Source organism: Campylobacter sp. CFSAN093229 (assembly GCF_011068225.1).
GTDB lineage: Bacteria > Campylobacterota > Campylobacteria > Campylobacterales > Campylobacteraceae > Campylobacter_D > Campylobacter_D jejuni.
Map to the genome: position 1 here is coordinate 52,481 of NZ_JAAMXB010000002.1, position 23,254 is coordinate 75,734.

Below are 23,254 nucleotides of genomic sequence, written 5' to 3' on the forward strand. Positions count from 1 at the left end.
TGATTTTAATATTCCTTAGTTGTTGGATTCGCACGGTGAGGCATTTTGTAGCTTCCATCTTTGTCTTTTATAGGCATAGGAAGACTAACTTTATAGTGAGTTCTGCGTTTAGCTGCGCGAGTTTTGCTCACTCTTCTCTTTGGTACTGCCATTTTTTCTCCTTTATAAAATTTAATTAATTATTGCAATTTATGCAATAAAAATAATCACTTAAATAAGCTTCAAGCTCGCTGATAGCAACTTCTATTAAATCAATATGTCCATCGAAAAATTCTATAGTATTGCTCAATTCGTTTGCTTCATCTTTAAAAATACCATCACTTGCAAAAAGTTCTAAATTTTCTTTAATTTCAAGTTCTAACTCAGTTCCACAACTATCACAAGGTCTATAGATAAAACCTTGCATAATAGCATTTATTTTAACAAGCTTAGGATTTATTTTTACTAAATTTCCCTCAAAAATCATATTTTCAAGATTAAGTTTAAAAGGATATTCCTTTGTATTAATCTTAGAAAAAGGGATTTTCATTTAGCAAATTTCATTTGGTTTAAAGAAAAAATCAATTTCTATTTTTGCATTTTCCAAGCTGTCACTTCCATGAACAGCATTAGCATCAATACTCTCAGCAAAATCGGCTCTAATTGTTCCTGCTTTAGCTTCTTTAGGATTTGTCGCTCCCATTAAATCTCTATTTTTTAATACAGCACCTTCTCCTTCTAGTACAGAAACAACAACAGGACCGCTAATCATAAATTCAACCAAGTCTTTAAAAAAAGGTCTTTCTTTATGAACAGCATAAAAATTTTCAGCTTGTTCTTTACTAAGTTGAACTTTTTTCATTGCAGCGATTCTTAATCCATTGCTTTCAAAACGATCTAAAATTTTTCCTATAACACCTTTTTTAACAGCATCAGGTTTAATTATAGATAAAGTTTTTTCCATCTTTGTAATAACTCCTTATTTTAATAAAGCTTAAAATTATACTTGAATTTGTTTAAAGAAAGTTAAATTAAAAGAAAAAGCTAGGAATCTCTAGCTTTTTAATTTTTTAAAATTATGCAAAAACTGGAGTGTCCCCACTTCTCATATCAGCGCCAATATTATCACGACTTGGTTGTCCTGATTCTACAGCACTCCAAACTATACATCCATCTGTTGGGCAAGCACTGGCACAAGCGGGTTGATCATTATGTCCTACGCATTCAACGCATTTGTTTGCATAAACATAATATCTATCTTCACCTTCTGGATTGTTAGCATCATCAACGATAGCACTCACTGGACACTCATCAATACAAGAACCACAAGCAATACATATATCTGTAATTTTTACAGCCATTTTTTCTCCTTTTTAATATTTAAGATTTAAAAGATTTTAGCATAAAATTCTTAAATAAGGTAAATTTTGATAATCAAAAATTTACATTATTTGATAATAATTATAACTTTCTTAAATTTTTAATATTATTTTAGATATTTAAAAAAAAATAAAGATTTAAACGATATAATTTCGTTATCAATAAAATTTATTATTTAGGAGAAAATATGATAGTTACTAAAAAAGCTTTAGATTTTACTGCTCCAGCAGTATTGGGAAACAATGAAATTGTTCAAGATTTTAATCTTTATAAAAACATAGGTCCAAAAGGAGCGGTAGTATTCTTTTATCCAAAAGATTTTACTTTTGTTTGTCCTTCAGAAATTATAGCTTTTGATAAAAGATATCAAGAATTTAAAAATCGTGGCATTGAAGTAATTGGAATTTCAGGAGATAATGAATTCTCACATTTTGCTTGGAAAAATACTCCAGTAAATCAAGGTGGTATTGGTCAGGTTAAATTTCCGCTTGTTGCTGACTTAACTAAGCAGATTGCTAGAAATTTTGATGTACTTTATGCAGAAGCAGTTGCCCTTCGTGGTTCGTTCTTGCTTGATGCTGATGGAACAGTTCGCCATGCTGTGGTTAATGATTTACCACTAGGTAGAAATATAGATGAAATGTTAAGAATGGTTGATACTATGCTTTTTACAAATGAGCATGGTGAAGTTTGTCCTGCAGGATGGAATAAGGGCGATGAAGGTATGAAAGCTAACCCTAAAGGCGTGGCTGAATATCTTGGCAAAAACGAAGCTAAACTTTAATTTCTTAGTATAAAGCCTCTTTACGAGGCTTTTTCTTCATTTTTATTCTTTAATTGAAATTCATAAATTTTCTACTATAATTTTACACACATATTAAAATTTTTACTTAGGCTAAAATATGGCAGGCGAAGATCAAGAAAAAACAGAAGAACCCACGTCCAAAAAGATAGAAGATGCGCGTAAAGAAGGTAATGTTCCAAAGTCTCAAGATGCGGCAGCTATTGTAACTTTGATAATTGGAGTAACTATAACTTTATTTATGATGAGTTTTATGGGCGAGAGAATTGTAAATTTATATAGATACTATCAAAGTTTTATTGGTGTTGAATTTGATTTGCGTATTATTCAAGCCATTATGATTAAAAGCATTTTTGAAGTTTTAATTATTCTTGCACCTATTGTTTTAAGTATTATGATTGCTGGGGTTTTAGGAAATATTATGCAATTTGGTTTTATTTTTACAACTAAACCTATTATGCCAAATTTAGGAAAAATCAATCCTCTAAAAGGTTTAAAAAACCTTTTTTCATTGAAAAAAATTGTTGAAAGTATAAAAATTATTTTAAAAGTGGGCATTGTTTTTACTATAGCTTTTATAGTTTTACTTAAATTTATGCAAGAGCTTCCAAGGGTTGAGCTTTATACTATGGTTGCACAGCTTACTTGGCTAAGAGACAGAGCTATTGTTTTAGCAGCTATTGTTATAGTTGCTTTTTTAATTATTGCTGTTTTAGATGTTTTTTTGGTGCGTTTTCAGTATTTTAAAGGTTTGCGTATGAGCAAACAAGAAATAAAAGATGAGTATAAACAAATGGAAGGAGATCCTCAGGTTAAAGGTAGAATTCGTAGACTTCAAATGGAAGCTGCGCGTCGTCGTATGGTTCAAGATGTTGCAGGTGCGGATGTGGTGATCACAAACCCAACGCATTATGCCGTAGCTATTCGTTATGATACAAGTAAAGAACAAGCTCCTAGGGTTGTTGCCAAAGGAGTGGATTTTCTCGCTCTTCGCATAAAACAAGTAGCCTATGAAAATAATGTTGTAGTTTATGAAAATCCTCCTTTAGCAAGAGAGCTTTATAAAGCTTGTGATGTTAATGATCTTATTCCTAGGGAAATGTTTAAAGCTGTAGCTGAGGTGCTAGGATTTGTTTATAATACAAATAATAAGAGTCGTTTAGCTGGTCAAGTAAAACAAGGAAACTAAAACTTTTAAGGTGCTTTAGTTCCTATTTTATTGATAAGTTCAAGAACTGATTTTTGAGTACTTGTATCTGCCGTATCGACTTTAAAATATATTTCTACTCTATTATTTTCTAGGGCTTGTGGATTTCCATTGATAGGATTATTAAGCCCGTAGCTTTTAATGCTAATATTTTTCAAATTTGCTCCACCTTCTATAAAATATTTTAATACATTTTCTGCTCTTTGGTAGGCGAGTTCATAACTTCTTATAATAGAGTCGCTATTGTCTGTATAGCCTCTAATTTCTATTTTTGCTTGAGGTGGCAAATATGTTGTTAGTTCAGCCATACGTCTTAAATAATCTTGTATATCAGCTGAAACGATTTGAGCGCTACCTCTTTCAAATTCAACTTTGGATGGAAGGTTAAGAGCAACCTGATTGTCGCTTTGATCTAGAGCCGCTTGAAGACGTTTGATGGTTTCTTGCTGTGTCATAGTCATTTGTTTTAACGATTTGAGTTCATCACTTTCTTCTTTTGCTGCACCCTTATATTTTTCTTGAGTTTTACTCTCTTCTTTGACTGTTTGAGTAGAGGTATAATCAAAGATTTTAACAAATTCGGTTTTTAAAGCCTCTACTTTAGCAGGATTTGTTTTAGAAATTGCCCAAAGAGCAATAAAAAGCGCCAAAAGCAAACTTAGAAAGTCTGCATAAGGTACAGCCCATTTTTCACCTGCAGGACATTCTGGACATTTATGTTTCTTGGCCATTTTTAACCTTTGTCAAATTGTGAAATTTTTGGATCATCGTGACTTAAGAAATTAAAAAGCTTAGCTTCCAAATCTCTAGGATTCGCACCTTCTGCAATTCCTTTTATGGCTTCAGTGATGACAATTTGCTCTTTTACAAGATCCATTCCATTAGCTTTCATTTTTCTTCCCCAAGGTGCAAAAAGCGCATAAGCACCAAAAATCCCAGTAACCGTAGCTGTAAAAGCACCTGAAATACCCGCTGCCATTGCTTGAGGATTGTCTAGCAATTTAAGAGCTAGAATAAGACCAAAAACCGCTCCAACAAGTCCCATGGTAGGGCAAGTTTCTCCAAATACTATCCAATATTCTGCACATTCTTTATAATGCTCTTCAAGTTGTTCGGTTTGTATTTCCATGCTTTCGTGAATTTCTTCAAAGCTTTTACCATCTACAAGCATCATCATAGCATTTTTTAAAAATTCATTTTCAATCTCATTGGTTCTTGATTCTAATGCTAAAAGACCATCTCTTCTTGCAATAATGGCAAATTCTATTAACTGGGCTATCCTTTCAGGTAGATTTACTCCAGAACCTTTAAAGACAACTTTGAGTTCTTTATAAGCTGCTTTTACGATTTTTTTATGTGTAGAAGTCATTGCACAAAATGCAGCCGTTGGCATAACTATAAGAAAGGAAGAAAGATGCACAACATGTAAAGGATTACCACCTTCTAGTATATCTCCTACTGAAATACTAGTAACTGCAAGCACCATTCCCAGTATGGTTGAAAGATCCATTAAATATCTCCTTGATTATTTTAAATCGCCCCAATTTTTGGCGATACTTGAGCTTGTTTTTAATTTTACTTTTAATTTTACTATATTTTCCATAATATCTCTAGTTTTTTTTACAAAATTTTCACATAAATCATCTTTTACTTCAAAAATTAATTCATCGTGAATTTGCAAAATAAGCTTTTTGTCTTCATTTAATTCTTTATTGATTTCTAGCATTGCAAGTTTGATTACATCAGCTGCTGAGCCTTGTAAGATTGAATTAATGCTTTCTCTTTCATACATGGTAATTTGCATAGGTTTTGCGTTTTCAAAATCAAAATAACGCTTGCGACCGCTTAAAGTAGTGATAAAACCATTTTGTTTAGCTTTGTTTTTAACTGTTTCAAAATATTTCTTAATACTAGTAAAATTTTCAAAATATTTTTCTATGTAAGATTTGGCTAAATGAGCTTCTATTTTTAAATTTTGACTTAAAGTTTTATAGCCCATGCCATAAATAAGTCCAAAATTTATACTTTTTGCAACACTTCTGGTTTCATAATTGCTTTCTCCAAAAATCATTATAGCTGTTCTTGCATGTATATCTTCATCGTTAGCAAAAGCATTTAAAAGTTTTTCATCTTCGCTAAAATGCGCAAGCATTCTCAGTTCGATTTGAGAATAATCAAGAGAGATAAAACTAAATCCATCTTTAGCTACAAAGCAAGATTTATAATCTTTTGCGTATTGTCCGTGTGCAGGAATATTTTGCAAATTTGGATCTTTAGATGAAAGGCGTCCTGTAGCGGTTCCAGTCTGTAAAAAACTTGAATAAATGCGTGAATTTTTATCTTTTAACGCTAGTTTTAACAAAGGTTCGCAATAAGTGGAATAAAGTTTGGCAAGTTCTCTATAATCTAAAATTTTAGCAATTATAGGATGTTTATCTAAAAGTGCATTTAAAACTTTTTCATCGGTAGAATATCCTGTTTTTCCTTTTTTTCCACTTGGAAGTTTAAGTTTTTCAAAAAGTATATCACCTACTTGTTTAGGTGAATTTAGGTTAAATCTATCCTCACAAAGAGTATAAATTTCTTCACTTAAATTTTTGATTTCATTTTCAAATTTTTTCATAAGGATTTCAAGTGCATTTGTGTTAAGTTTTATCCCATTTTCTTCCATCGTCATAATGATTTTAATGAAATCAAATTCGCAGTTTTTAGCAAGTTCTAATAAAGGAGTTTCAAGATTTTTTAAAAAATAAAGATAAAATCTTAAAGTGATATAAGCATCTTCCGCAGCATATTTGCAAGCTTTTTCAAGCTCTACACTTGCAAAATTTTCTCCTTTTTTAACAAGGCTTTCAAAATGTAAGGTTTCATAATTAAAAAATCTTAAAGCTAAATCATCCATATTTACTCTTAAAGAAGGATTTTTAAGCCATGCTAAAATCATTGTATCTGCGTATTTTTGAGGTAAATTTAATCCAAAATTATTTTGAATGATTTTAAAATCATATTTGAGATTGTGTCCTATAACAAAATGATTAAAGATTACTTCTATAGCTTTTTTGGCGCTTTGCAATGAGATTTGCTCACCTACTCCAAGATAATTATGGGTTAAAGGCACGTAAAAAGCTTCATTTTCACTCATGCAAAAACTAAAACCAACAATTTTTGCTTCTTTTGTATCAAGTCCTGTGGTTTCGGTATCAAAAGCAATAATACTTTCTTTATCAAGGGTATTTAAAATTTCAAAAAGTTTGTTTTCATCTTGTATTAAAATGGCTTTAAAACCTAAATTTTTATCTTTATTATCAGGATTTTGACGCAGTTTTTTAAGTAAAGTATTAAGTTCGTAATGTTCTAAAATTTCAAGTATTTTTAAAAGAGGTTCTTCATCAGGATAAGTTGCTTTTTCTATAAGATCTTGCACTTCTAAATTTTCATACAAAGAGGCTAATTTTTTGCTTAAAAATGCATTTTCCTTACCCTCTAAAAGCAAGTTACGACTTCTTTCATTGCGTATTAGAGTTAAATTTTCATAAATTCCTTCTATGCTACCAAATTCATCAAGTAAGGTTTTAGCCCCTTTTGCACCTATACCTTTAACGCCTGGAATATTATCAGAACTATCTCCGCAAAGAGCTAAAAAATCTCTGATTTGATGAGGTTTTACTCCGTATTTTTCTAAACACGCTGCTTCATCATAGTCGTTTTTAGAAATAGGACTGTAAATGCTTGTTTTACCATCTTTTATGAGTTGATAAAGATCTTTATCTTGAGTGATAATGCGTACAAAAATATCCCTATCTTCACAAGTTTTTACAAAAGAAGCGATGATATCATCGGCTTCATAACCTTCTTGAGAAACGCTTATAAAACCCATTTTTTCTATCATCTCTATGCAAATTGGAATTTGTTCTAGAAGTTCAGGTGGTGGTGGAGTGCGATTTTGTTTATAGTTTGGATCAATTTCGCTACGAAAAGTTTTTCCTTTGGAGTCTAATGCAAAAACAATATAATCACTTTTATGTTCATTTTTTAAGCTATAAATAAAATTTGCAAAACCGCTAATCATTCCACTAGCTTGTCCTTGTGAATTTTTAAAACCTTTTAATGCGTAGTAAAGTCTGAAAAAAAATCCAAAAGTATCGATAATAGTTAAAGTTTTCATAATAATTTCTTCTTTTGATAAAATATATTTTTAAGTTGTATTATTTCAAAATTTTGCTTAAAATGTCTACAATTTAAGATCTTTAAGCAAAAACACTGCAATTTTTAGCCATAATTACAAATTATTTATAAAAAAATATATTAAAATATAAGGATAATGTAATGACAAATCAGCAAATTGATGGAATTGCGGATAAGAATTTTAACACACCTGAAGGTAGGAAAGTTTTTAAAAAGGCAGTTTTTTCTTGCTGGTTGGGAACTGCTATGGAATATGCAGATTTTGCACTTTATGGTTTAGCAGCTGCAACAATTTTTTCAGAAGTGTTTTTTCCTGAGCAAACTCCAGTAATTGCACTTTTGCTTAGTTTTGTAACTTATGGCATAGGTTTTATTGCAAGACCTATTGGGGCTTTGTTTTTTGGTTATTTAGGCGATAAACATGGAAGAAAAAATGTTATGATGGCTACAATAGCTTTAATGGGAATTTCAACTACTCTTATAGGTTTTATCCCAAGTTATGCAGTAATTGGTGTTTGGGCGCCTATTTGTTTGGTTATATTACGTTTTATGCAGGGTTTTGGTGCAGGAGCTGAACTTTCAGGTGGAACAGTTATGCTTGGAGAATATGCTCCTAGCAAGAGAAGAGGGCTTGTTTCTTCTGTGATTGCCTTAGGATCAAATAGCGGAACTTTGCTTGCGTCTTTTGTATGGCTTTTGATGGTACAAATGGATGAAGCAAGTTTTAAAGAATGGGGCTGGAGAGTTCCTTTTATGGGAAGTATTTTAATCGCTCTTTTTGCTGTATATATTCGTTTTCATGTCAAAGAAACCCCTGTTTTTGAAAAGCAAAAAAATGAAATGATGAAATTGCGTCTTAATAACGAAAAGCATATGAAAAAAGATGAAAGAAGTTTTTGGCAAAGAAGTCGTGCTTTTTGGACTATGGTGGGCTTAAGAATAGGCGAAAATGGACCTTCTTATCTTGCGCAAGGTTTTATTGTAGGTTATGTGACTAAAATTTTACTTTTAGACAAATCAGTTGCCACTACAGCAGTAATGATAGCTTCATTGGTAGGTTTTTTGGTTATTCCTTTGGCAGGTTATTTAAGTGATAGATTTGGAAGACGTATTACTTATAGAATGTTTTGTTTGCTTTTGATGATTTATGCTTTTCCTGCTTTTATGCTTTTAGATAGTAAAAATGAAATTATTGTGATTTTAACTATTATTGTAGGTATGTCTTTAGCATCTTTAGGGATTTTTGGTGTACAAGCGGCTTGGGGTGTAGAACTTTTTGGGGTAAAAAACCGTTATACAAAAATGGCTTTTGCTAAGGAGCTAGGTTCTATTCTTTCAGGAGGAACAGCGCCTATGGTGGCTTCTGCTTTGCTTGCGTATTATGGCACTTGGTGGCCTATTGCGACATATTTTGTATTAACTGCAGGTATAGGTTTTGTGACTACATTTTTTGCGCCAGAAACTAGAGGTAGAGATTTAAATAAAATAGAAGATGCGATATGAGACTTATCTTAGACACGGATATAGGCAATGCTATTGCGGGATCAAATACCGATGATGGTTTAGCGCTTGCTTTGATTTTGTCATCTAAAGAAATCAAACTTGAAATGCTAAGCACGGTTTGTGGTAATGTTCCAGGCCTTGTTGCCTATAGCGTGGCTAAGGATTTATTTAAACGTTTAAAATTAAACATTCCCGTTTATTTAGGAGCGAATGAAGCCTTAAAAGAACCAAGTAAAGCTTGGCGTCAAAGACTTGATGAAAGTGTAAAAAATTTTAAGCTTGAATATCTTTGGGAAAATATAAAAAGTCCTGAAATTTTAGAAAATATAAATCCCGATGCGATTTTTAAAATGGGTGAGTTGGTGAGTAAAAATCCTAAAGAAATTTCTATTTGTGCTATAGGACCTTTGACAAATATCGCTATGGCTATGAAAATTTTTAAAGATTTTGATATAAATCTTAAAGAGCTTTTTATTATGGGCGGCAGTTTTGATATGCCTTATTACACTAAGGATACAAATTTTGGTTTTGATCCTGAGGCGGCTAGTATAGTGTTAAATTCAAGAGCTAAAATTACACTCGTACCTTATAATGCAACCATGCAGACTTTACTAACACATGAGGATTTAAAAGAGTTGCAAGCTAAGAATATTTTATGCGATTTTATCGTTGAAACTTTAAGCGTTTGGATTGATTATGCTTCTAAAACACGTGGTACAAAGGGAACTTGGATACATGATGCTTTAACGATAGCTTATGCATTAGATTCTAGTATTGCAGATTTTGATGAGTGTTATGCTGATGTTATTTGCGATAGTTCTTTGGCAAGAGGTATGAGTTGGCGTTGTTTTAAAGAGCCAAAAATGAGTATGGGAGTGGATTTAAGCACTAAAAATTGTGTTAAAATTTTAAAAAATGTAGATAATACAAAGCTTTTAAAACTTATAAAAGAGAGGCTTTTAAAAGGAGTTTGCTATGAAAATTATGAAAGCATAACGACTTAATTTTCCAAGTAAGATAAAAAATATAGTTTTTAAAAAAGAATATTTCGCAAAACCAAGTCCTAAGGCAAAAAGATCTCCCACTAAAGGTAAAAAAGTAAAAAAAGCAAATATACTTCCAAATTTAGCAAAATTAGCATTGAAATTTTCTAATTTTTTTAAGGATTTGCTAAAGTATTTTTCTAAAATTTTTTCTTTTCCAAAATACGCTAAAGCATAAGTACTTAAACTTCCTAAGGTATTACCCAAAGTGGCTACGATAAGTATCAAATTTGGATTAAAATCAAGTTTTATAAAGCCTAAAACAAAGGCTTCACTTGCTAAAGGTAATAGTGTGCTTGAAAGAAAACACACTATAAAAAGTCCTAAATAACTTATATCATTATATAAAAAATCAAACATAAAATTATGATTTTTGTGTATTTTTAAGCTCTAAGTCTAGATAATATCCTGTGTAAGAACGGGTTTTTTTGTGTTCTTTAGCGACTTTTTCTACGCCTCCTGTGCTAATAACCTTGCCCCCCTTAATTCCTCCTTCAGGCCCCATATCGATAATATAATCAGCATTTTTAATCACATCTAAATTATGCTCTATTACAAAAACCGAATTTTTAAGATCAACCAAATGTTGTAAAACTAAGATGAGTTTATTGACATCTTCAAAATGCAGTCCTGTTGTAGGTTCATCAAGTATATAAAGCGTTTTTCCTGTATCGCTACGGCTTAGTTCTTTAGCAAGTTTGATTCTTTGTGCTTCACCTCCACTTAAGGTGGTGGCATTTTGTCCTAGAGTTAGATAATCTAAACCCACTTTTACTAGAGTATCTAATTTTTGTTTGATTTTGGGAACAGCTGTAAAAAATTCACTCGCTTCTAAAACACTCATATTTAAAATTTCACTGATATTTTTGCCTTTATATTTGATTTCTAGCGTGGCATCATTGTAGCGTTTGCCCCCGCAAGTATCACAAACTACCATAACATCAGGTAAAAAATGCATCTCTATTTTGATTTCTCCATCTCCGCTACATTTCTCACATCTTCCACCCTTGACATTAAAAGAAAAGCGTCCTGCTTTATAACCACGCATTTTGGCTTCTTTAGTGGCGGCAAAAAGATTTCTGATTTCATCCATAGCGCCTGTATAGGTGGCAGGATTTGATCGTGGTGTGCGCCCAATTGGGCTTTGATCAAGATAAATGACTTTATCAAGTTTTTCAAGTCCTTCTATTTGCACTCCACCAAGTTTTTTAACTTTTTTAGCGCGGTTTAATTCCTCTTGTGCAAAAGGAAGTAGGGTTTGAAGTATCAAAGAACTTTTTCCAGAACCTGAAACTCCTGTTATAGCGACTAAATTTTGTAAAGGAAATTTTACGCTTAAATCTTGGATATTGTTAATATTTACATTTTTAAGTTCAAGCCATTCTTTTTGTGCTCTGTTTTGAAGTTGTGAAATTTGTTTTTTACCATTCATATAAAGTGCAGTTTCGCTTTTGCTTTTTAAAAGTTCTTTATAAGTTCCACTAAATACAACCTCACCTCCAAATTTTCCTGCTTTTGGGCCAATATCTACAATAAAATCTGCTTCTTCTATAGTCATTTTATCATGCTCTACGACAATTAGGGTATTGCCCTTTTGTTGTAAATTTCTTAAAGTTTTAATCAGTTTTGCAGTATCTCTTTCATGAAGTCCTATGCTAGGCTCATCTAAGACATACATCACTCCACTTAAACCACTGCCAATTTGTGAAGCTATGCGGATTCTTTGTGCTTCACCCCCACTAATCGTTCTTGCATCGCGCCCTAAGGAAAGATAACCTAGTCCCACATCATACAAGAAAAACAATCTTTCGTTGATTTCTTTTAGGATAGGTTTAGAAATAAGTTTTTGTTGCTCGCTTAAATAAGAAAAATTTTTCTCATCTGCAAAAAAGGCCGTACTATCTTCTATGCTCATATCTAAAATTTCACCCAAGCCTTTTTTGGCTACTTTCACGGCTAAACTTTCGGGTTTTAAACGATGCCCACCGCAGTCTTTACAAATTTTTTCACTCATATATTCGGCTAAATCTTTTTCATCTTTTAGCATTTCATAAGCCATTTTAACTACGCCTTCAAAGGTGCGTTTTAGACGATTTCTTTTCCAAAGAAATTCTATAGTTTTGGCATTACCATACAATACAAGGCGTTTTTGTTCTTCGCTTAATTGCATAAAAGGTATTTTGATAGGAATTTCATTTTGTTCGCAAAAGGCGATTAGGAATTTATAATAATAACTTTTATTAAAACCATACATGATTTTAACAGCACCATTTTCGAGGCTTAAATTTTCATCGATGATTTTTTTCATATCTAAAGTATAACGAATTCCAAGTCCATCACAAGCTTCACATGCTCCTTTTGGAGAATTAAAAGAAAAGCTTAAAGGCTCGAGTGGAACAAAAGAAATTTTACAATCAAAACAAGCTGAATGTTCGCTAAAATGATAATGTTTATTAAGGTTTATTTCCTCATGATTTAAAACTTCTATTTCTATTTCTCCAAAGCTTTCTTGTAAGCCTTTTTCTATATCGCTTGCAAGACGAGAGAGTAAATCTTCTTGAATTTCAAGCCTATCTATGACAAGTTTAATGGTGTGTTTTTTGGTTTTGGCCAGTTCAATTTCTTCATCAAGTCTTACCAAAACTCCATCGATTTGAGCTCTTACATAGCCTTTGTTGCGTAAATTTTCAAGCAAATCTGCATAAGTTCCTTTTTTTTCTCGTATGAGTGGGGCGTAGATGATGATTTTTGCACCTTTTGGAAATTTTAAAATTTCACTGACTATATCACTTGCACTCATAGATGAGATTTTTTGTCCGCATTGATGACAATGTTGAATACCCACTCTTGCATATAAAAGTCTTAGATAATCATAAATTTCAGTGATGGTTCCCACGGTCGAGCGTGGATTTTTAGAAGTGGTTTTTTGATCTATGGCAATGGCTGGAGTTAAACCTTCGATTTTATCGACATCAGGTTTGCCCACCTTATCTAAAAATTGTCTGGCATAAGCACTTAAACTTTCTATGTAACGGCGTTGTCCTTCGGCATAAAGAGTGCCAAAAGCAAGGGTTGATTTTCCACTCCCACTCAGTCCTGTAAAAACAATGAGTTTGTTTTTGGGAATTTCAAGGTGGATATTTTTTAGGTTATTTTCTCTTGCACCAATGATTTTTATGGTATCGTTCATAGTCTTTCCTAAACATTAAATAAATTTAAGATTTTAGCATAATAATATTAAAAGAACTTGGATAAATCCAAGTTAAAAATTTATAAGATTTAGCTTATTAAGTAAAGAGTGGGTGGTTCCAAGTATTGATAAGGCATATATGCAAAGTAAAATTTTTCTATGAGCTGAAATATGCATTTTTTCTATGATTTTAATTCCTATAAAAACTCCAACCATAGAAGCTATACCTACTAGTATTCCTTTATGAATAACTTCAGAGTCTATAACTCCAGAATTTGAAAAAGATATAATACCAGAGACTGAAGCAAAAATAACAAAAAACAAGGATAAAGAAACAACTTTTTTACTATCATAGCCTAAAAAATAAGCTAAAATCGGAGCAATTAAAAGTCCGCCACCAATTCCCAAAGAAATAGCAAAAATACCAGTAAAAGCTCCAGCAATAAATAAAATGACATTCTTTACCCAAACGCTTCTTTGATTTTGCACAATGTTTTCTTTAATTCCAAAAGCATATTTGATAAAAAATATACAACTTACCGCTAAAAATACGCCAGTAAGAGCTACATCACTTAAAGCTTTTAAAAGCATTCCGCTAAAGCTTGCCCCTATGAGCCCTCCAAAACCTATCATAATACCATCTTTAAGATTTAGATTTTTTTTCTTATAATTAATATAAGAGCCAAAAACTGCTGCAAAAATCATTTGCAATACTGAAATTCCGATAGCATGGTGAGCACTTGCTCCAAGTGCGAACATAGAAGGAACGATAATCATACCTCCACCAATGCCAAAAAGTCCAGAAGCAATACCTGAAATGATTCCTATGATTAGATAAGGTAAATCTGTGATTTCCATAGCTTTTCCTAAAAAATATTAAATATTTCAAATACGGAATAATTTTATCTTATTAAGCTAAGTATTATCTTAGTTTTTTATAACAATAGAATATTTTTTGGTAACTTTAAGCATCGTAAAAATGTTTCAAAATATTATAAAATATAAAGATTTTATAATATTTATTTTAAATTTAAAGTAAAATTTATATTTATTGATTAAAATTAATTTAGACTTTAAAAATTTTCATAAAAGTCTTAATTTTTGAAATATTTTATAAGAAAGGTAAAAGATGAGTGAAAATGATTTTTTTAGTAATTCTTTGATTTTAAAACTTACACACACTCTTCGCTCTTGGTGTTTCTAAACTTCTTTTTATCTAAATTTTTTCTTTAATATTATTTTAATTTATTTTTTAAAAAAGGTTTATTATGTTTGTTAAAAATGTAAATTTTTATTACAGACAAATCCTTGAAAAATTTGAAAATTCTTATTTTGCAGAGGATTTGACTAAGGTAATTATAGGGATTGATTGTGATTATTTAGATGCTAATGAATTATCCTTTAGCGAGTTTAAGGCAAAATATTATGAAGCTTTAAGCAAGAATAAAATTTGCGACTTTGCTGGATTTTTTGGAGTTTTTAGTGCAAATTTTGTATCTTTTTTTGAAAAAATTCCACTTTCTTCTAAGAAAAATTATGATTTTCCTTTATTTTTGTTTGCCAATGCTAAAGCTTATTTGATTTATGAGAAAAATAGCAAGATGTTTTTTAAATTTGGCGCTTCAAAATATTTTGAATATTTAAAAGATGATATTGAACCAATGAAAAAGAAACAAAAAAATGATTTTGAAATTTTAAATTCTTTAGAAGATGAAAAAAATGATTTTTTAAAAATGTGCGAAAAAGCCAAAGAATATCTTTTAAGTGGAGATATTTTTCAAGTGGTCTTAAGTAAGCAACTTTGTATTAAACATCAAGTAAATGCTTTTGACTACTATGAGAGTTTAAGTGCTTTAAATCCAAGCGCTTATATGTTTTATTTTCCAAGTAAATATGGTGTTGTTTTGGGTTCTTCTCCAGAGTTTTTATTGAAAATTAAAAAAAGAGAGATTTATTTAGCCCCTATTGCTGGAACTAGAAATTTGGAAAATAACTGTGATCTTTTAGCTTTAGAAAAAGATCTTTTAAGTGATGAAAAAGAACTTAGTGAACATAAGATGCTTGTAGATTTAGCAAGAAATGATGCTTCTAAATTTGGCACTCAAACAAGAGTGGAAAATCTTTTTTCTATTATTAAAAATAAATTTGTAATGCACATAGTGAGTGAAGTGTATGCCAATATGAAAGAAGATGCGAGTATTTTTGATGTGATTGAAGCAGTTTTTCCAGCGGGAACTTTAAGCGGAGCTCCTAAAATAAGAGCTTTAGAGATCATTAGTGAGCTTGAAGATTGCGATCGTGGAATTTATGGTGGTGCGGTAGGATTTTTAAATTTTAACGAAGACATAACTTTAGCGATTTTAATTCGTTGCGCTTTTTTTACTCAAGATAAGGCTTATTTGGCAAGTGGGGCGGGTATTGTTTTGCAAAGTGAGAGTCAAAAAGAATATGCAGAAATTTGTGCTAAACGCAAGGCGCTTTTGGTAGCTTTTGAAAATTTAAAAAAGGAAAATCAATGATACTTTTAATTGATAATTATGATTCTTTTGTTTTTAATGTTAAAAGCATGTTAGAGCAACTCAGCAATGATGAAATTTTAGTAAGAAGAAATGATGAAATTTCTCTGAGTGAAATTAAAAATTTAAATCCTACTCATATTATTTTAAGTCCTGGTCCAAAGCATCCAAGTCAAAGTGGGATTTGTCTTGAAATTTTTAAAGCAAGGCTTAATATCCCTGTTTTGGGCATTTGCTTAGGACATCAAGCTTTAGCTTTAGCTTTTGATTCTTTAGTGGTTAAGATGCAAGAGCCTATGCATGCAAAAAATTCTTTGATAAAACAGTGCAGGGAAAATGAATTATTTTCTAATTTACCTTTAAATTTTAGTGTGATGCGTTATCATTCTTTAGAGGTTAAACAGCTTAGTGATGAGCTTGAAATTTTAGCCCTTGATGAAAAGGGTGTGATTATGGCTTTGGGACATAAAAATTTACCTTATTATGGTGTGCAATTTCATCCTGAAAGCTATTTTAGTGAATATGGCTTACAACTTTTTTCTAATTTTTTAAAACAAGATATAAAAAAATCACAAAAACAAGAAAATCCTTTAAGTTTTTATTTGCAAAAAATGAGTGAAAATCATTTTTTACAAAGCGATGATTTTGAGCAAATTTGTAAGATTATTATGTCTAAAGATTATGAAATTTTACAAGTAGCGGCTTTGTTGATTTTAATCACTGAAAAGTCTTTAAACGAAAAATCTTTAAGTGCTTTTGTAAGACAAATTTTAAGATATTCTCAAACTTTTAGTGATGAGAGTGAGATGATTGATATTTGTGGAACAGGTGGAGATGGTTTTAAAAGTATTAATGTTTCTACGACTAGTGCTTTTATTTTAGCAGCTTTAGGAGTAAAAGTAGCCAAACACGGAAATCGTGCCATTTCAAGTTCTAGCGGAAGTACAGATGTGTTAGAAGCTTTAAATATAACTACTCCAAACACTTTAGAATCAGTTTTAAAACAACTAAATAATCAAGGGCTTAGTTTTTTACATGCTCCATTTTTTCATCCTTTAGTAGGAGAACTTAAAGAGATCAGATCAAGACTTGGAGTAAGAACGGTTTTTAATGTTTTAGGTCCTTTATTGCACCCTAATTTAAAGTTAAAATATCAACTTATGGGAAATTATCACGCACCTGTGCATAGGCTTTTGATAGAGGTTTTAAAAAATTTAGGACGCAAAAAAGCTTTAGTGGTAAGAGGAAATGATGGTATGGATGAGCTTAGTATTTGCGATGAAAGTAAAATTTATGAGCTTTGCGAGGGAGAAATTTTAGAGTATTCTATCTGTCCTGAACAATTTGGTTTTAAAAGAGCTTTTCATAGTGAAATCATAGGGTCTAGTGCATATGAAAACGCTAAGGATTTAAAAGATATTTTAAGTGGTAAAATGCAAGGGGCAAAATTTGATTTGGTAGTTTTAAATGCTATGTTTGCACTTTATACAGCCAATAAAGCAAGTTCGCCTTTAGTGGCTAAAGATATGATTTTAGAAGCCATTTATTCAGGTAAAGTTATAGAGTATTTTAAGGAGTATCAAGCTTATGCTAAAGCTTAAAATTTGTGGCATTAAAGATGAAAAAAATGCTAAAGATTTAGCTTTTTTAAATATTGATTTTTTTGGACTTATTTTTGCTAAAAGTCCAAGAAGAGTGAGTTTAAATCAAGCAAGAAATTTAAGTGCAATTTTTCATGAGAAAGATAAAAAAGTTGTCGGTGTTTTTGTAGATGAAAATTTGGAACAAATTTTAAGATGTATTAAAGAAGTTAAGCTTGATGGGATACAAATTTATCGCACTATTACCAAAGAAGAATTTGAAATTTTAAAGGTGCAAAATGTTTTTGTTTGGCAGGTGATAAGTGTGGAAAATAGTTTAGATTTAAAAAGTGAAATTTTTGCTGATTTAGTGCTTTTTGATGCTAAGGGAATTTTAAAGGGCGGTAATGGAATAAGTTTTAATTGGACTTTATTAAGTTCTTATACTAAAGATTTTGCATTAGCTGGAGGCATAGGTTTGGATAATATTCATAAGGCCGTAAAAACAGGAGCTAAAATTTTAGATCTTAATTCAAAACTTGAAGATGAAAAAGGCTTAAAAGATATCAACAAAATAAAACAAATTTTAAAGGAGCTGAAAAAATGAAAAAAGCGTATTATGGGGATTTTGGGGGGCAGTTTTTGCCTGAAAGTGCAATGTTTGCTTTAAATGAGCTAGAAAGTGCTTTTTTGAAATTTTCTAAAGATAAACTCTTTAAAAAAGAATTAAACGAGCTTCTAAAAACTTATGTGGGGCGTCCTACTCCGCTTTATTTTGCTAGAAATTTAAGCAAAAAATATCAGCATGAAATTTATTTAAAACGCGAGGATTTAAATCATACTGGAGCACATAAAATCAATAATGCCATCGCTCAAGCCCTTTTAGCAAAAAAAATGGGAAAGAAAAAAATCATAGCAGAAACAGGAGCAGGTCAACACGGACTTGCAACAGCCACTGCAGCAGCACTTTTAGGACTTGAATGTGAAATTTATATGGGGGCAACCGATGTGCAAAGACAGGCTTTAAATGTTTATAAAATGGAGCTTTTGGGTGCTAAAATTCATGCAGTACAAAGTGGGCTTAAAACTCTAAAAGAAGCTACTACTGCGGCTATTCAAGCTTGGGTTGGAGATATTAAAAATATTTTTTATGTGGTTGGAAGTGCGGTAGGTCCTTATCCTTATCCTAAAATGGTAACCCATTTTCAAAGCATTATAGGAAAAGAATGCAAAATGCAACTTCAAAAACTCAATAAAAAAGTAGATTATATTATCGCAGCTGTTGGGGGTGGAAGCAATGCAGCTGGGATTTTTTATGATTTTATCAAAGATGAAAATGTTAAACTTATAGGTATTGAAGCAGGAGGGCTTGGCATTGATACGCCTTATCATGCAGCGACTTTAAATAAGGGAAAAACAGGCATTATTCACGGTATGAAAACCAAGGTTTTACAAGATGATTTAGGCAATATCTTGCCTGTACATAGTGTTTCTGCAGGGCTTGATTATCCAGGAATTGGCCCTTTGCATGCTTTTTTATTTGAAAGTAAAAGAGCGCAATATCATGCTATAAGTGATGAAGAATGTATGCAAGCTTTAAAATTACTTTGCAAAGAAGAAGGTATTATTGCAGCGATTGAAAGTTCGCATGCTTTAGCGTTTTTAGAAAAACTTTGTCCAACTTTAAAAAAGAAAAGCGTGATACTAGTAAATCTTTCAGGCAGGGGAGATAAAGATATGCAAATGATTAGAGATTATAAAAAAGGGGTGATTTATGGTTGATTTTAGAAAATTTTATAAAGAAAATGCAAATGTGGCTTATACGGTTTTAGGTTATCCAAATCTTCAAACAAGTGAAGCTTTTTTGCAAAGATTGGATCAAAGCCCTATTGATATTTTAGAACTTGGTGTTGCTTATAGTGATCCTATTGCCGATGGTGAGATTATTGCAGATGCGGCAAAAATAGCTCTTGATCAAGGTGTAGATATTTACAATGTTTTTGAGCTTTTAGCTAGGGTAAAAACTAAAAAAGCTTTGGTTTTTATGGTTTATTATAATTTAATTTTTTCTTATGGTTTGGAAAAATTTGTGAAAAAAGCAAAATCTTTAGGGATTTGTGCTTTGATTATACCTGAATTAAGTTTTGAAGAAAGTGATGATTTAATTAAAGAGTGTGAAAAATATAATATAGCTTTAATTACACTTGTAAGTGTTACAACCCCTAAAGAAAGGGTTAAAAAGTTAGTAAAACATGCTAAAGGTTTTATTTATTTATTAGCAAGCATAGGTATTACAGGTACTAAAAGTGTCGAAGAAGCAATCTTACAAGATAAAGTAAAAGAAATCAGATCTTTTACAAATTTGCCTATTTTTGTAGGTTTTGGCATTCAAAATAATCAAGATGCAAAAAGAATGAGAAAAGTTGCTGATGGAGTGATTGTGGGAACTAGCATAGTAAAGTGTTTTAAACAAGGAAATTTGGATATAATAATGAAAGATATTGAAGAAATTTTCAAAAAATAAAATTTTAAAACATATTTTTATTTTATATTTACTATAATTTTAAATTAAGTTTTTTATAAAGGTGGTAGCTATGTTAAAGATTCTTGAGTATTCCATCACTCATTTTTGCGAGCATATCTTAAGACTTCGCATTGAAGCAGCTCAAGATATAAGCGGTGAACTTTATGGAGCGAGTATTCCTATCATGGGCAAAAGCGAAGGAGAAAGTAATTTTTATTTATTTTTTCCAAAAGAATTTTTAAAAAAAATTGCAGAAATTTTAATTAATGATGAAAAATTTAAAGAAGATGACTGGTGCGATTTAACTAAAGAATGTGCCAATCAGATTATAGGTTATGCTAAAAATTTGTTAAATGATGCCAAGGGTGATGACGAGTATAAACTCGGAATTCCGGAATATTTAGGAAAAGTTGATTTTTCTGAAATAGTTCTAGATGAAGCTTTAACTTATAAATTTGAAAATTGTTATTTTAGAATAGGATATTGCAAATAATGAGCGATGATATAGAGTTTAACATTCATCATGGGCTTTTACAATCTTATGAAGATATCTTAGATATTACAGTAGATTTTGTAAGCGAGCTTGGAACTACAAATATGAGTGTAGCGGAGCTTTTAAAACTTGAAGTAGGCTCGGTTATTGATCTTGAAAAGCCTGCTGGAGAAAGCGTTGAGCTTTATATCAATAAAAGAATTTTTGGCAAAGGCGAGGTTATGGTTTATGAAAAAAATCTCGCTATAAGAATTAATGAAATTTTGGATTCTAAGACTGTGCTTCAATATTTTAAAAAAGAAATTTAAATGAGATTGCTAGTATTATTTTTTTTAATTTTACCTTTATATAGTGTTGAGTTGATTAGTTATAATATCTACGATAGAAATGACCGAGTAGATTTAATGCTTTCTTTTGATAATGCTTATAATGGCAAGATTTCTCAAAAAAAAGAAAAAAATTTAACTCTTTTAACTTTTAGTGATTTAACGTATTCTAAAGATGAATTAAAAGAACTTAACTCTCAACTTGTAGATAAAATTAGTATTAGTTCTAAAAATAATAATACCTATATTATGCTACAAAACAAACAAAATATTAATTTAGAACTTAGCTCTATCAATGATAAATTTGGAGTAAGGATACGAGCTATAGAGCAAGGGAAAGCAAATATCGAATCTGTACCTACAACAACTGCGAATAATTCTCAAGAATTAATGCCTAAACCAAAAAGTACAAGTTTAGAAGGGTATGATTATACAAATTATATCTTAGTAATGCTGATTTTAGTTATTTTGTTAATAGTGCTTTGGTGGTTTAAAAAGACTATGGTTTATAAAAATAACAATGTTTCTAGAGATTTTACTATGATTTTCCAAAGATTTTTAGATAAAAATAATCAACTTGTTGTTTTTGATCACGCTAATAAACGTTATACAATGATAATAGGTAATTCCAATGTGCTTTTAGAAAGTGTTGAAATTCCAGAGGAACAAACAATAAAACATACAGAAAAAACAGAGAAAAATTTTGATTCTTTTTTTGAAGAGAATAAAAAAAGAATTCAAAATCTTATAGAGCAGCGTCAAAAAGGTAAAAAATCTTAAATTTTTTGATTGATTGCTAATGCTATGGTAGCTGGTTTTGCAATTTTTTTGAGCTCATCTTTAGGTAAATTAAGAATTTTGTTTTCTTGATATATATAAAGAGTATTGTTTGCAAAAGCAAAATCAATCTTATCTTCATTTGTGCTTAAAGTTTTAGCTAGGCACAAAATAAAATTAAGCCATGAAATGGTATGAATATTGGGTAAAAGTTGCTTATAGGGTTCAAGATTATAAGGATTAACTTTTTTTCCATTAAGCTTAATAATGCTAGCAATTAAAGCTTTTTCTTTATGTGAAAATCCATAATTTAATCCACCTAGTACAAAATGAGCAGAGTGTTCATTAGCAAAATAGAAATTTAAATATTCTCCAATATGGCATAATTTGGCAGCATTTAGTAAAGTATGCTTATAGTTATCATTAAGTTTATGAAGATTTTTAAGGGTTGTAAAAATTTGCAGAGCAAAATGTGGAGTTTTATTTTTTTGTTTTGATTGTAAAAATTTATCTTGTAAACATTTTAAACTAGGATTGAAATTTGGTGGAAAAGTGATTTTAGGACGAAGTAAATCTTGCAAATAAACTCCTTCTCTGATTCCAACCCCACTCGTGATAACTTGTTTGGCTTTTATTTTTTCCGCAATCTTTAAAAAAATAAATATACCCTCTTTAATGGTATCAAAACGATCCTTTTTTATGCCAAAATTGATTAAAGAGTCTAAGTTTGAATTAAAAATTTTTAAAATATGTCCTTTTTCTTCATCTAGCATATAGCGAAAATCATGTAAATTTTTCAGTGGATAGGAATTTTTTTGCATGATGGAATTAGATATTGCTCTTAAGCTTCCACCTATTGCAATAAGGTTTTGATTGCAAAATTCTTTAGGAATTTGTTCTAAAATTGGTTTTATAAATTCTTCTAAAGAATCCATTTTTCCAGTATCATAGAACAATTCTTTTAGCCTAACAGTGCCAATATCAAGAGATATGCAAGAAATAATTCTATTATTTTTTATTAAACACAATTCACTAGAACCACCACCTATGTCTAAAGTGGTTCCATCCTTAAAAGGACTTAATAAATTTAAAGCCGCAAGACCACCTAAGTAACTTTCGCTTTTTCCATCTATACAGCGTATATTTAAAGACAGATTATCTTTGATTCTTTTAATGAAATTTTTTGAATTTGGGGCATCTCTTAAGGCTGATGTGCCTACTATAAATATTTTTTTGCACTTATGCTTTAAAGCGCATTGTTTGAAAAAAGCTAAGGCATCTTCGGCTCTTTGCATGGCTTCTTCTTGGAGAATTTTGCCATTATTATAAGCATTTTCTCCAAGTCTTATTTTGCGTTTGTATTCGCAAGTTGTATAAAAACCATATCTAGAAGTTTTTTCAAAAATCACCATTCTAATGGAGTTTGAGCCAAGATCAACAACGGCTGTTTTTTTTGCCATTAAAATTCTCTATCTCTATGTTTGAGTTTTAATTCTTCTATAGTTTCTACATTATCAGGATCAGGAATGATACATTCATATGGGCAAGCAACAATACAGGCAGGCTCTGAAAAATCATTAACGCACTCTGAACAAAGATCAGGGTCTATTACATAAATTGGACTATTTTCATAAATAGCTTCATCAGGACATTCTTCTCTGCAAGCATCACAACATACGCAGTCTTTTGTAATTAAAAGAGACATCATAACCTTTCAAAAATTTAAAAAATAATTTTAGTTTATACAAT

At 30.8% G+C, this 23,254-nt stretch carries 24 protein-coding genes and 1 pseudogene; 13 read left to right on the forward strand and 12 right to left on the reverse strand.

Annotated features, from left to right (window positions below; all coding sequences use genetic code 11):
* Positions 1 to 5: 5 nt before the first annotated feature.
* The 4 genes from rpmF to FBE93_RS00615 all read right to left on the reverse strand — a co-directional run bounded on the left by rpmF (position 6) and on the right by FBE93_RS00615 (position 1,340).
* Positions 6 to 152: a 50S ribosomal protein L32 gene (gene rpmF / locus FBE93_RS00600; RefSeq protein ID WP_002858674.1), complete on the reverse strand. Its 147-nt coding sequence runs from the start codon at positions 150 to 152 to the stop codon at positions 6 to 8.
* Between the two features lie 23 nt (positions 153 to 175).
* Positions 176 to 529 carry a hypothetical protein gene (locus tag FBE93_RS00605; protein WP_002857618.1) on the reverse strand — a complete coding sequence of 118 codons (354 nt, stop codon included), beginning with the start codon at positions 527 to 529 and terminating at the stop codon, positions 176 to 178.
* A complete protein-coding gene (gene ndk, locus FBE93_RS00610) occupies positions 530 to 943 on the reverse strand; it encodes a nucleoside-diphosphate kinase (RefSeq protein ID WP_002854376.1) in 414 nt (137 codons plus the stop codon). It abuts the gene before it with no gap.
* Positions 944 to 1,055: 112 nt separating this feature from the next.
* On the reverse strand, positions 1,056 to 1,340 hold the full coding sequence (locus tag FBE93_RS00615) for a 4Fe-4S dicluster domain-containing protein (protein WP_002854354.1): 285 nt from the start codon (positions 1,338 to 1,340) through the stop codon (positions 1,056 to 1,058).
* Between the two features lie 206 nt (positions 1,341 to 1,546).
* On the opposite strand from FBE93_RS00615, the gene FBE93_RS00620 reads away from it, so the two are divergent.
* Both FBE93_RS00620 and flhB read left to right on the forward strand, forming a co-directional pair.
* Positions 1,547 to 2,143 carry a peroxiredoxin gene (locus tag FBE93_RS00620; protein ID WP_002854219.1) on the forward strand — a complete coding sequence of 199 codons (597 nt, stop codon included), beginning with the start codon at positions 1,547 to 1,549 and terminating at the stop codon, positions 2,141 to 2,143.
* Positions 2,144 to 2,261: 118 nt separating this feature from the next.
* Positions 2,262 to 3,350, forward strand: a complete 1,089-nt coding sequence (flhB, locus tag FBE93_RS00625; protein ID WP_165434076.1) for a flagellar biosynthesis protein FlhB — start codon at positions 2,262 to 2,264, stop codon at positions 3,348 to 3,350.
* A 5-nt stretch (positions 3,351 to 3,355) separates the two neighbouring features.
* Here the strand turns inward: flhB and motB are convergent, their stop codons facing one another.
* Genes motB through polA form a run of 3 tightly spaced genes read right to left on the reverse strand, consistent with a single transcriptional unit; the run spans position 3,356 to position 7,533 of the window.
* Positions 3,356 to 4,099: a flagellar motor protein MotB gene (gene motB, locus FBE93_RS00630; RefSeq protein WP_002934031.1), complete on the reverse strand. Its 744-nt coding sequence runs from the start codon at positions 4,097 to 4,099 to the stop codon at positions 3,356 to 3,358.
* Positions 4,100 to 4,101: 2 nt separating this feature from the next.
* The gene (motA, locus tag FBE93_RS00635) at positions 4,102 to 4,878 is read right to left on the reverse strand and encodes a flagellar motor stator protein MotA (RefSeq protein ID WP_002854170.1); all 777 of its coding nucleotides are present in this window, start codon (positions 4,876 to 4,878) and stop codon (positions 4,102 to 4,104) included.
* 15 nt (positions 4,879 to 4,893) lie between these two features.
* The gene (gene polA, locus FBE93_RS00640) at positions 4,894 to 7,533 is read right to left on the reverse strand and encodes a DNA polymerase I (RefSeq protein WP_002934029.1); all 2,640 of its coding nucleotides are present in this window, start codon (positions 7,531 to 7,533) and stop codon (positions 4,894 to 4,896) included.
* A 161-nt stretch (positions 7,534 to 7,694) separates the two neighbouring features.
* Here polA and FBE93_RS00645 point away from each other — a divergent pair, with 161 nt between their 5' ends.
* Positions 7,695 to 9,056: an MFS transporter gene (locus tag FBE93_RS00645; RefSeq protein ID WP_059110892.1), complete on the forward strand. Its 1,362-nt coding sequence runs from the start codon at positions 7,695 to 7,697 to the stop codon at positions 9,054 to 9,056.
* The gene (locus FBE93_RS00650) at positions 9,053 to 10,060 is read left to right on the forward strand and encodes a nucleoside hydrolase (protein WP_002934019.1); all 1,008 of its coding nucleotides are present in this window, start codon (positions 9,053 to 9,055) and stop codon (positions 10,058 to 10,060) included. Before FBE93_RS00645 ends, FBE93_RS00650 begins: the two co-directional genes overlap by 4 nt.
* Here the strand turns inward: FBE93_RS00650 and FBE93_RS00655 are convergent.
* From FBE93_RS00655 to FBE93_RS00665, 3 genes are all read right to left on the reverse strand, one after another.
* A complete protein-coding gene (locus tag FBE93_RS00655; RefSeq protein WP_002880488.1) occupies positions 10,016 to 10,459 on the reverse strand; it encodes a YqaA family protein in 444 nt (147 codons plus the stop codon). The genes FBE93_RS00650 and FBE93_RS00655 overlap by 45 nt on opposite strands.
* Positions 10,460 to 10,463: 4 nt before the next feature.
* Positions 10,464 to 13,289: an excinuclease ABC subunit UvrA gene (gene uvrA / locus FBE93_RS00660; protein ID WP_002934017.1), complete on the reverse strand. Its 2,826-nt coding sequence runs from the start codon at positions 13,287 to 13,289 to the stop codon at positions 10,464 to 10,466.
* A 72-nt stretch (positions 13,290 to 13,361) separates the two neighbouring features.
* Positions 13,362 to 14,147 (reverse strand): sulfite exporter TauE/SafE family protein, encoded by a 786-nt coding sequence (locus tag FBE93_RS00665; RefSeq protein WP_165434077.1) that lies wholly within the window; start codon positions 14,145 to 14,147, stop codon positions 13,362 to 13,364.
* A gap of 121 nt (positions 14,148 to 14,268) precedes the next feature.
* On the opposite strand from FBE93_RS00665, the pseudogene FBE93_RS08395 reads away from it, so the two are divergent.
* The 9 genes and pseudogenes from FBE93_RS08395 to FBE93_RS00705 all read left to right on the forward strand — a co-directional run bounded on the left by FBE93_RS08395 (position 14,269) and on the right by FBE93_RS00705 (position 21,508).
* Positions 14,269 to 14,394: pseudogene (locus tag FBE93_RS08395) on the forward strand (hypothetical protein).
* Between the two features lie 163 nt (positions 14,395 to 14,557).
* Positions 14,558 to 15,808, forward strand: coding sequence for an anthranilate synthase component I family protein (locus FBE93_RS00670; protein WP_002921530.1), 1,251 nt, complete (start codon positions 14,558 to 14,560; stop codon positions 15,806 to 15,808).
* Entirely contained in the window at positions 15,805 to 17,406 is a 1,602-nt protein-coding gene (gene trpD / locus FBE93_RS00675; RefSeq protein ID WP_002934009.1) for an anthranilate phosphoribosyltransferase, read from the forward strand. The genes FBE93_RS00670 and trpD overlap by 4 nt, the downstream gene beginning before the upstream one ends.
* Entirely contained in the window at positions 17,393 to 17,992 is a 600-nt protein-coding gene (locus tag FBE93_RS00680) for an N-(5'-phosphoribosyl)anthranilate isomerase (RefSeq protein WP_002934007.1), read from the forward strand. The genes trpD and FBE93_RS00680 overlap by 14 nt, the downstream gene beginning before the upstream one ends.
* On the forward strand, positions 17,989 to 19,167 hold the full coding sequence (gene trpB / locus FBE93_RS00685) for a tryptophan synthase subunit beta (protein WP_002934006.1): 1,179 nt from the start codon (positions 17,989 to 17,991) through the stop codon (positions 19,165 to 19,167). The genes FBE93_RS00680 and trpB overlap by 4 nt, the downstream gene beginning before the upstream one ends.
* Complete coding sequence (gene trpA / locus FBE93_RS00690; RefSeq protein ID WP_002934005.1) at positions 19,160 to 19,909, forward strand: tryptophan synthase subunit alpha; 750 nt, start codon at positions 19,160 to 19,162, stop codon at positions 19,907 to 19,909. The genes trpB and trpA overlap by 8 nt, the downstream gene beginning before the upstream one ends.
* A gap of 70 nt (positions 19,910 to 19,979) precedes the next feature.
* The gene (locus FBE93_RS00695; RefSeq protein WP_002934004.1) at positions 19,980 to 20,402 is read left to right on the forward strand and encodes a chemotaxis protein CheX; all 423 of its coding nucleotides are present in this window, start codon (positions 19,980 to 19,982) and stop codon (positions 20,400 to 20,402) included.
* A complete protein-coding gene (gene fliN / locus FBE93_RS00700) occupies positions 20,402 to 20,710 on the forward strand; it encodes a flagellar motor switch protein FliN (RefSeq protein ID WP_002824739.1) in 309 nt (102 codons plus the stop codon). Before FBE93_RS00695 ends, fliN begins: the two co-directional genes overlap by 1 nt.
* A complete protein-coding gene (locus FBE93_RS00705) occupies positions 20,711 to 21,508 on the forward strand; it encodes a hypothetical protein (RefSeq protein ID WP_002868919.1) in 798 nt (265 codons plus the stop codon).
* Here the strand turns inward: FBE93_RS00705 and FBE93_RS00710 are convergent.
* The gene (locus FBE93_RS00710) at positions 21,505 to 22,965 is read right to left on the reverse strand and encodes a Ppx/GppA phosphatase family protein (RefSeq protein WP_070233653.1); all 1,461 of its coding nucleotides are present in this window, start codon (positions 22,963 to 22,965) and stop codon (positions 21,505 to 21,507) included. The two genes, FBE93_RS00705 and FBE93_RS00710, sit on opposite strands and share 4 nt — an antisense overlap.
* Positions 22,965 to 23,210, reverse strand: a complete 246-nt coding sequence (locus FBE93_RS00715; protein ID WP_002854647.1) for a YfhL family 4Fe-4S dicluster ferredoxin — start codon at positions 23,208 to 23,210, stop codon at positions 22,965 to 22,967. The genes FBE93_RS00710 and FBE93_RS00715 overlap by 1 nt, the downstream gene beginning before the upstream one ends.
* Positions 23,211 to 23,254: the final 44 nt, after the last annotated feature.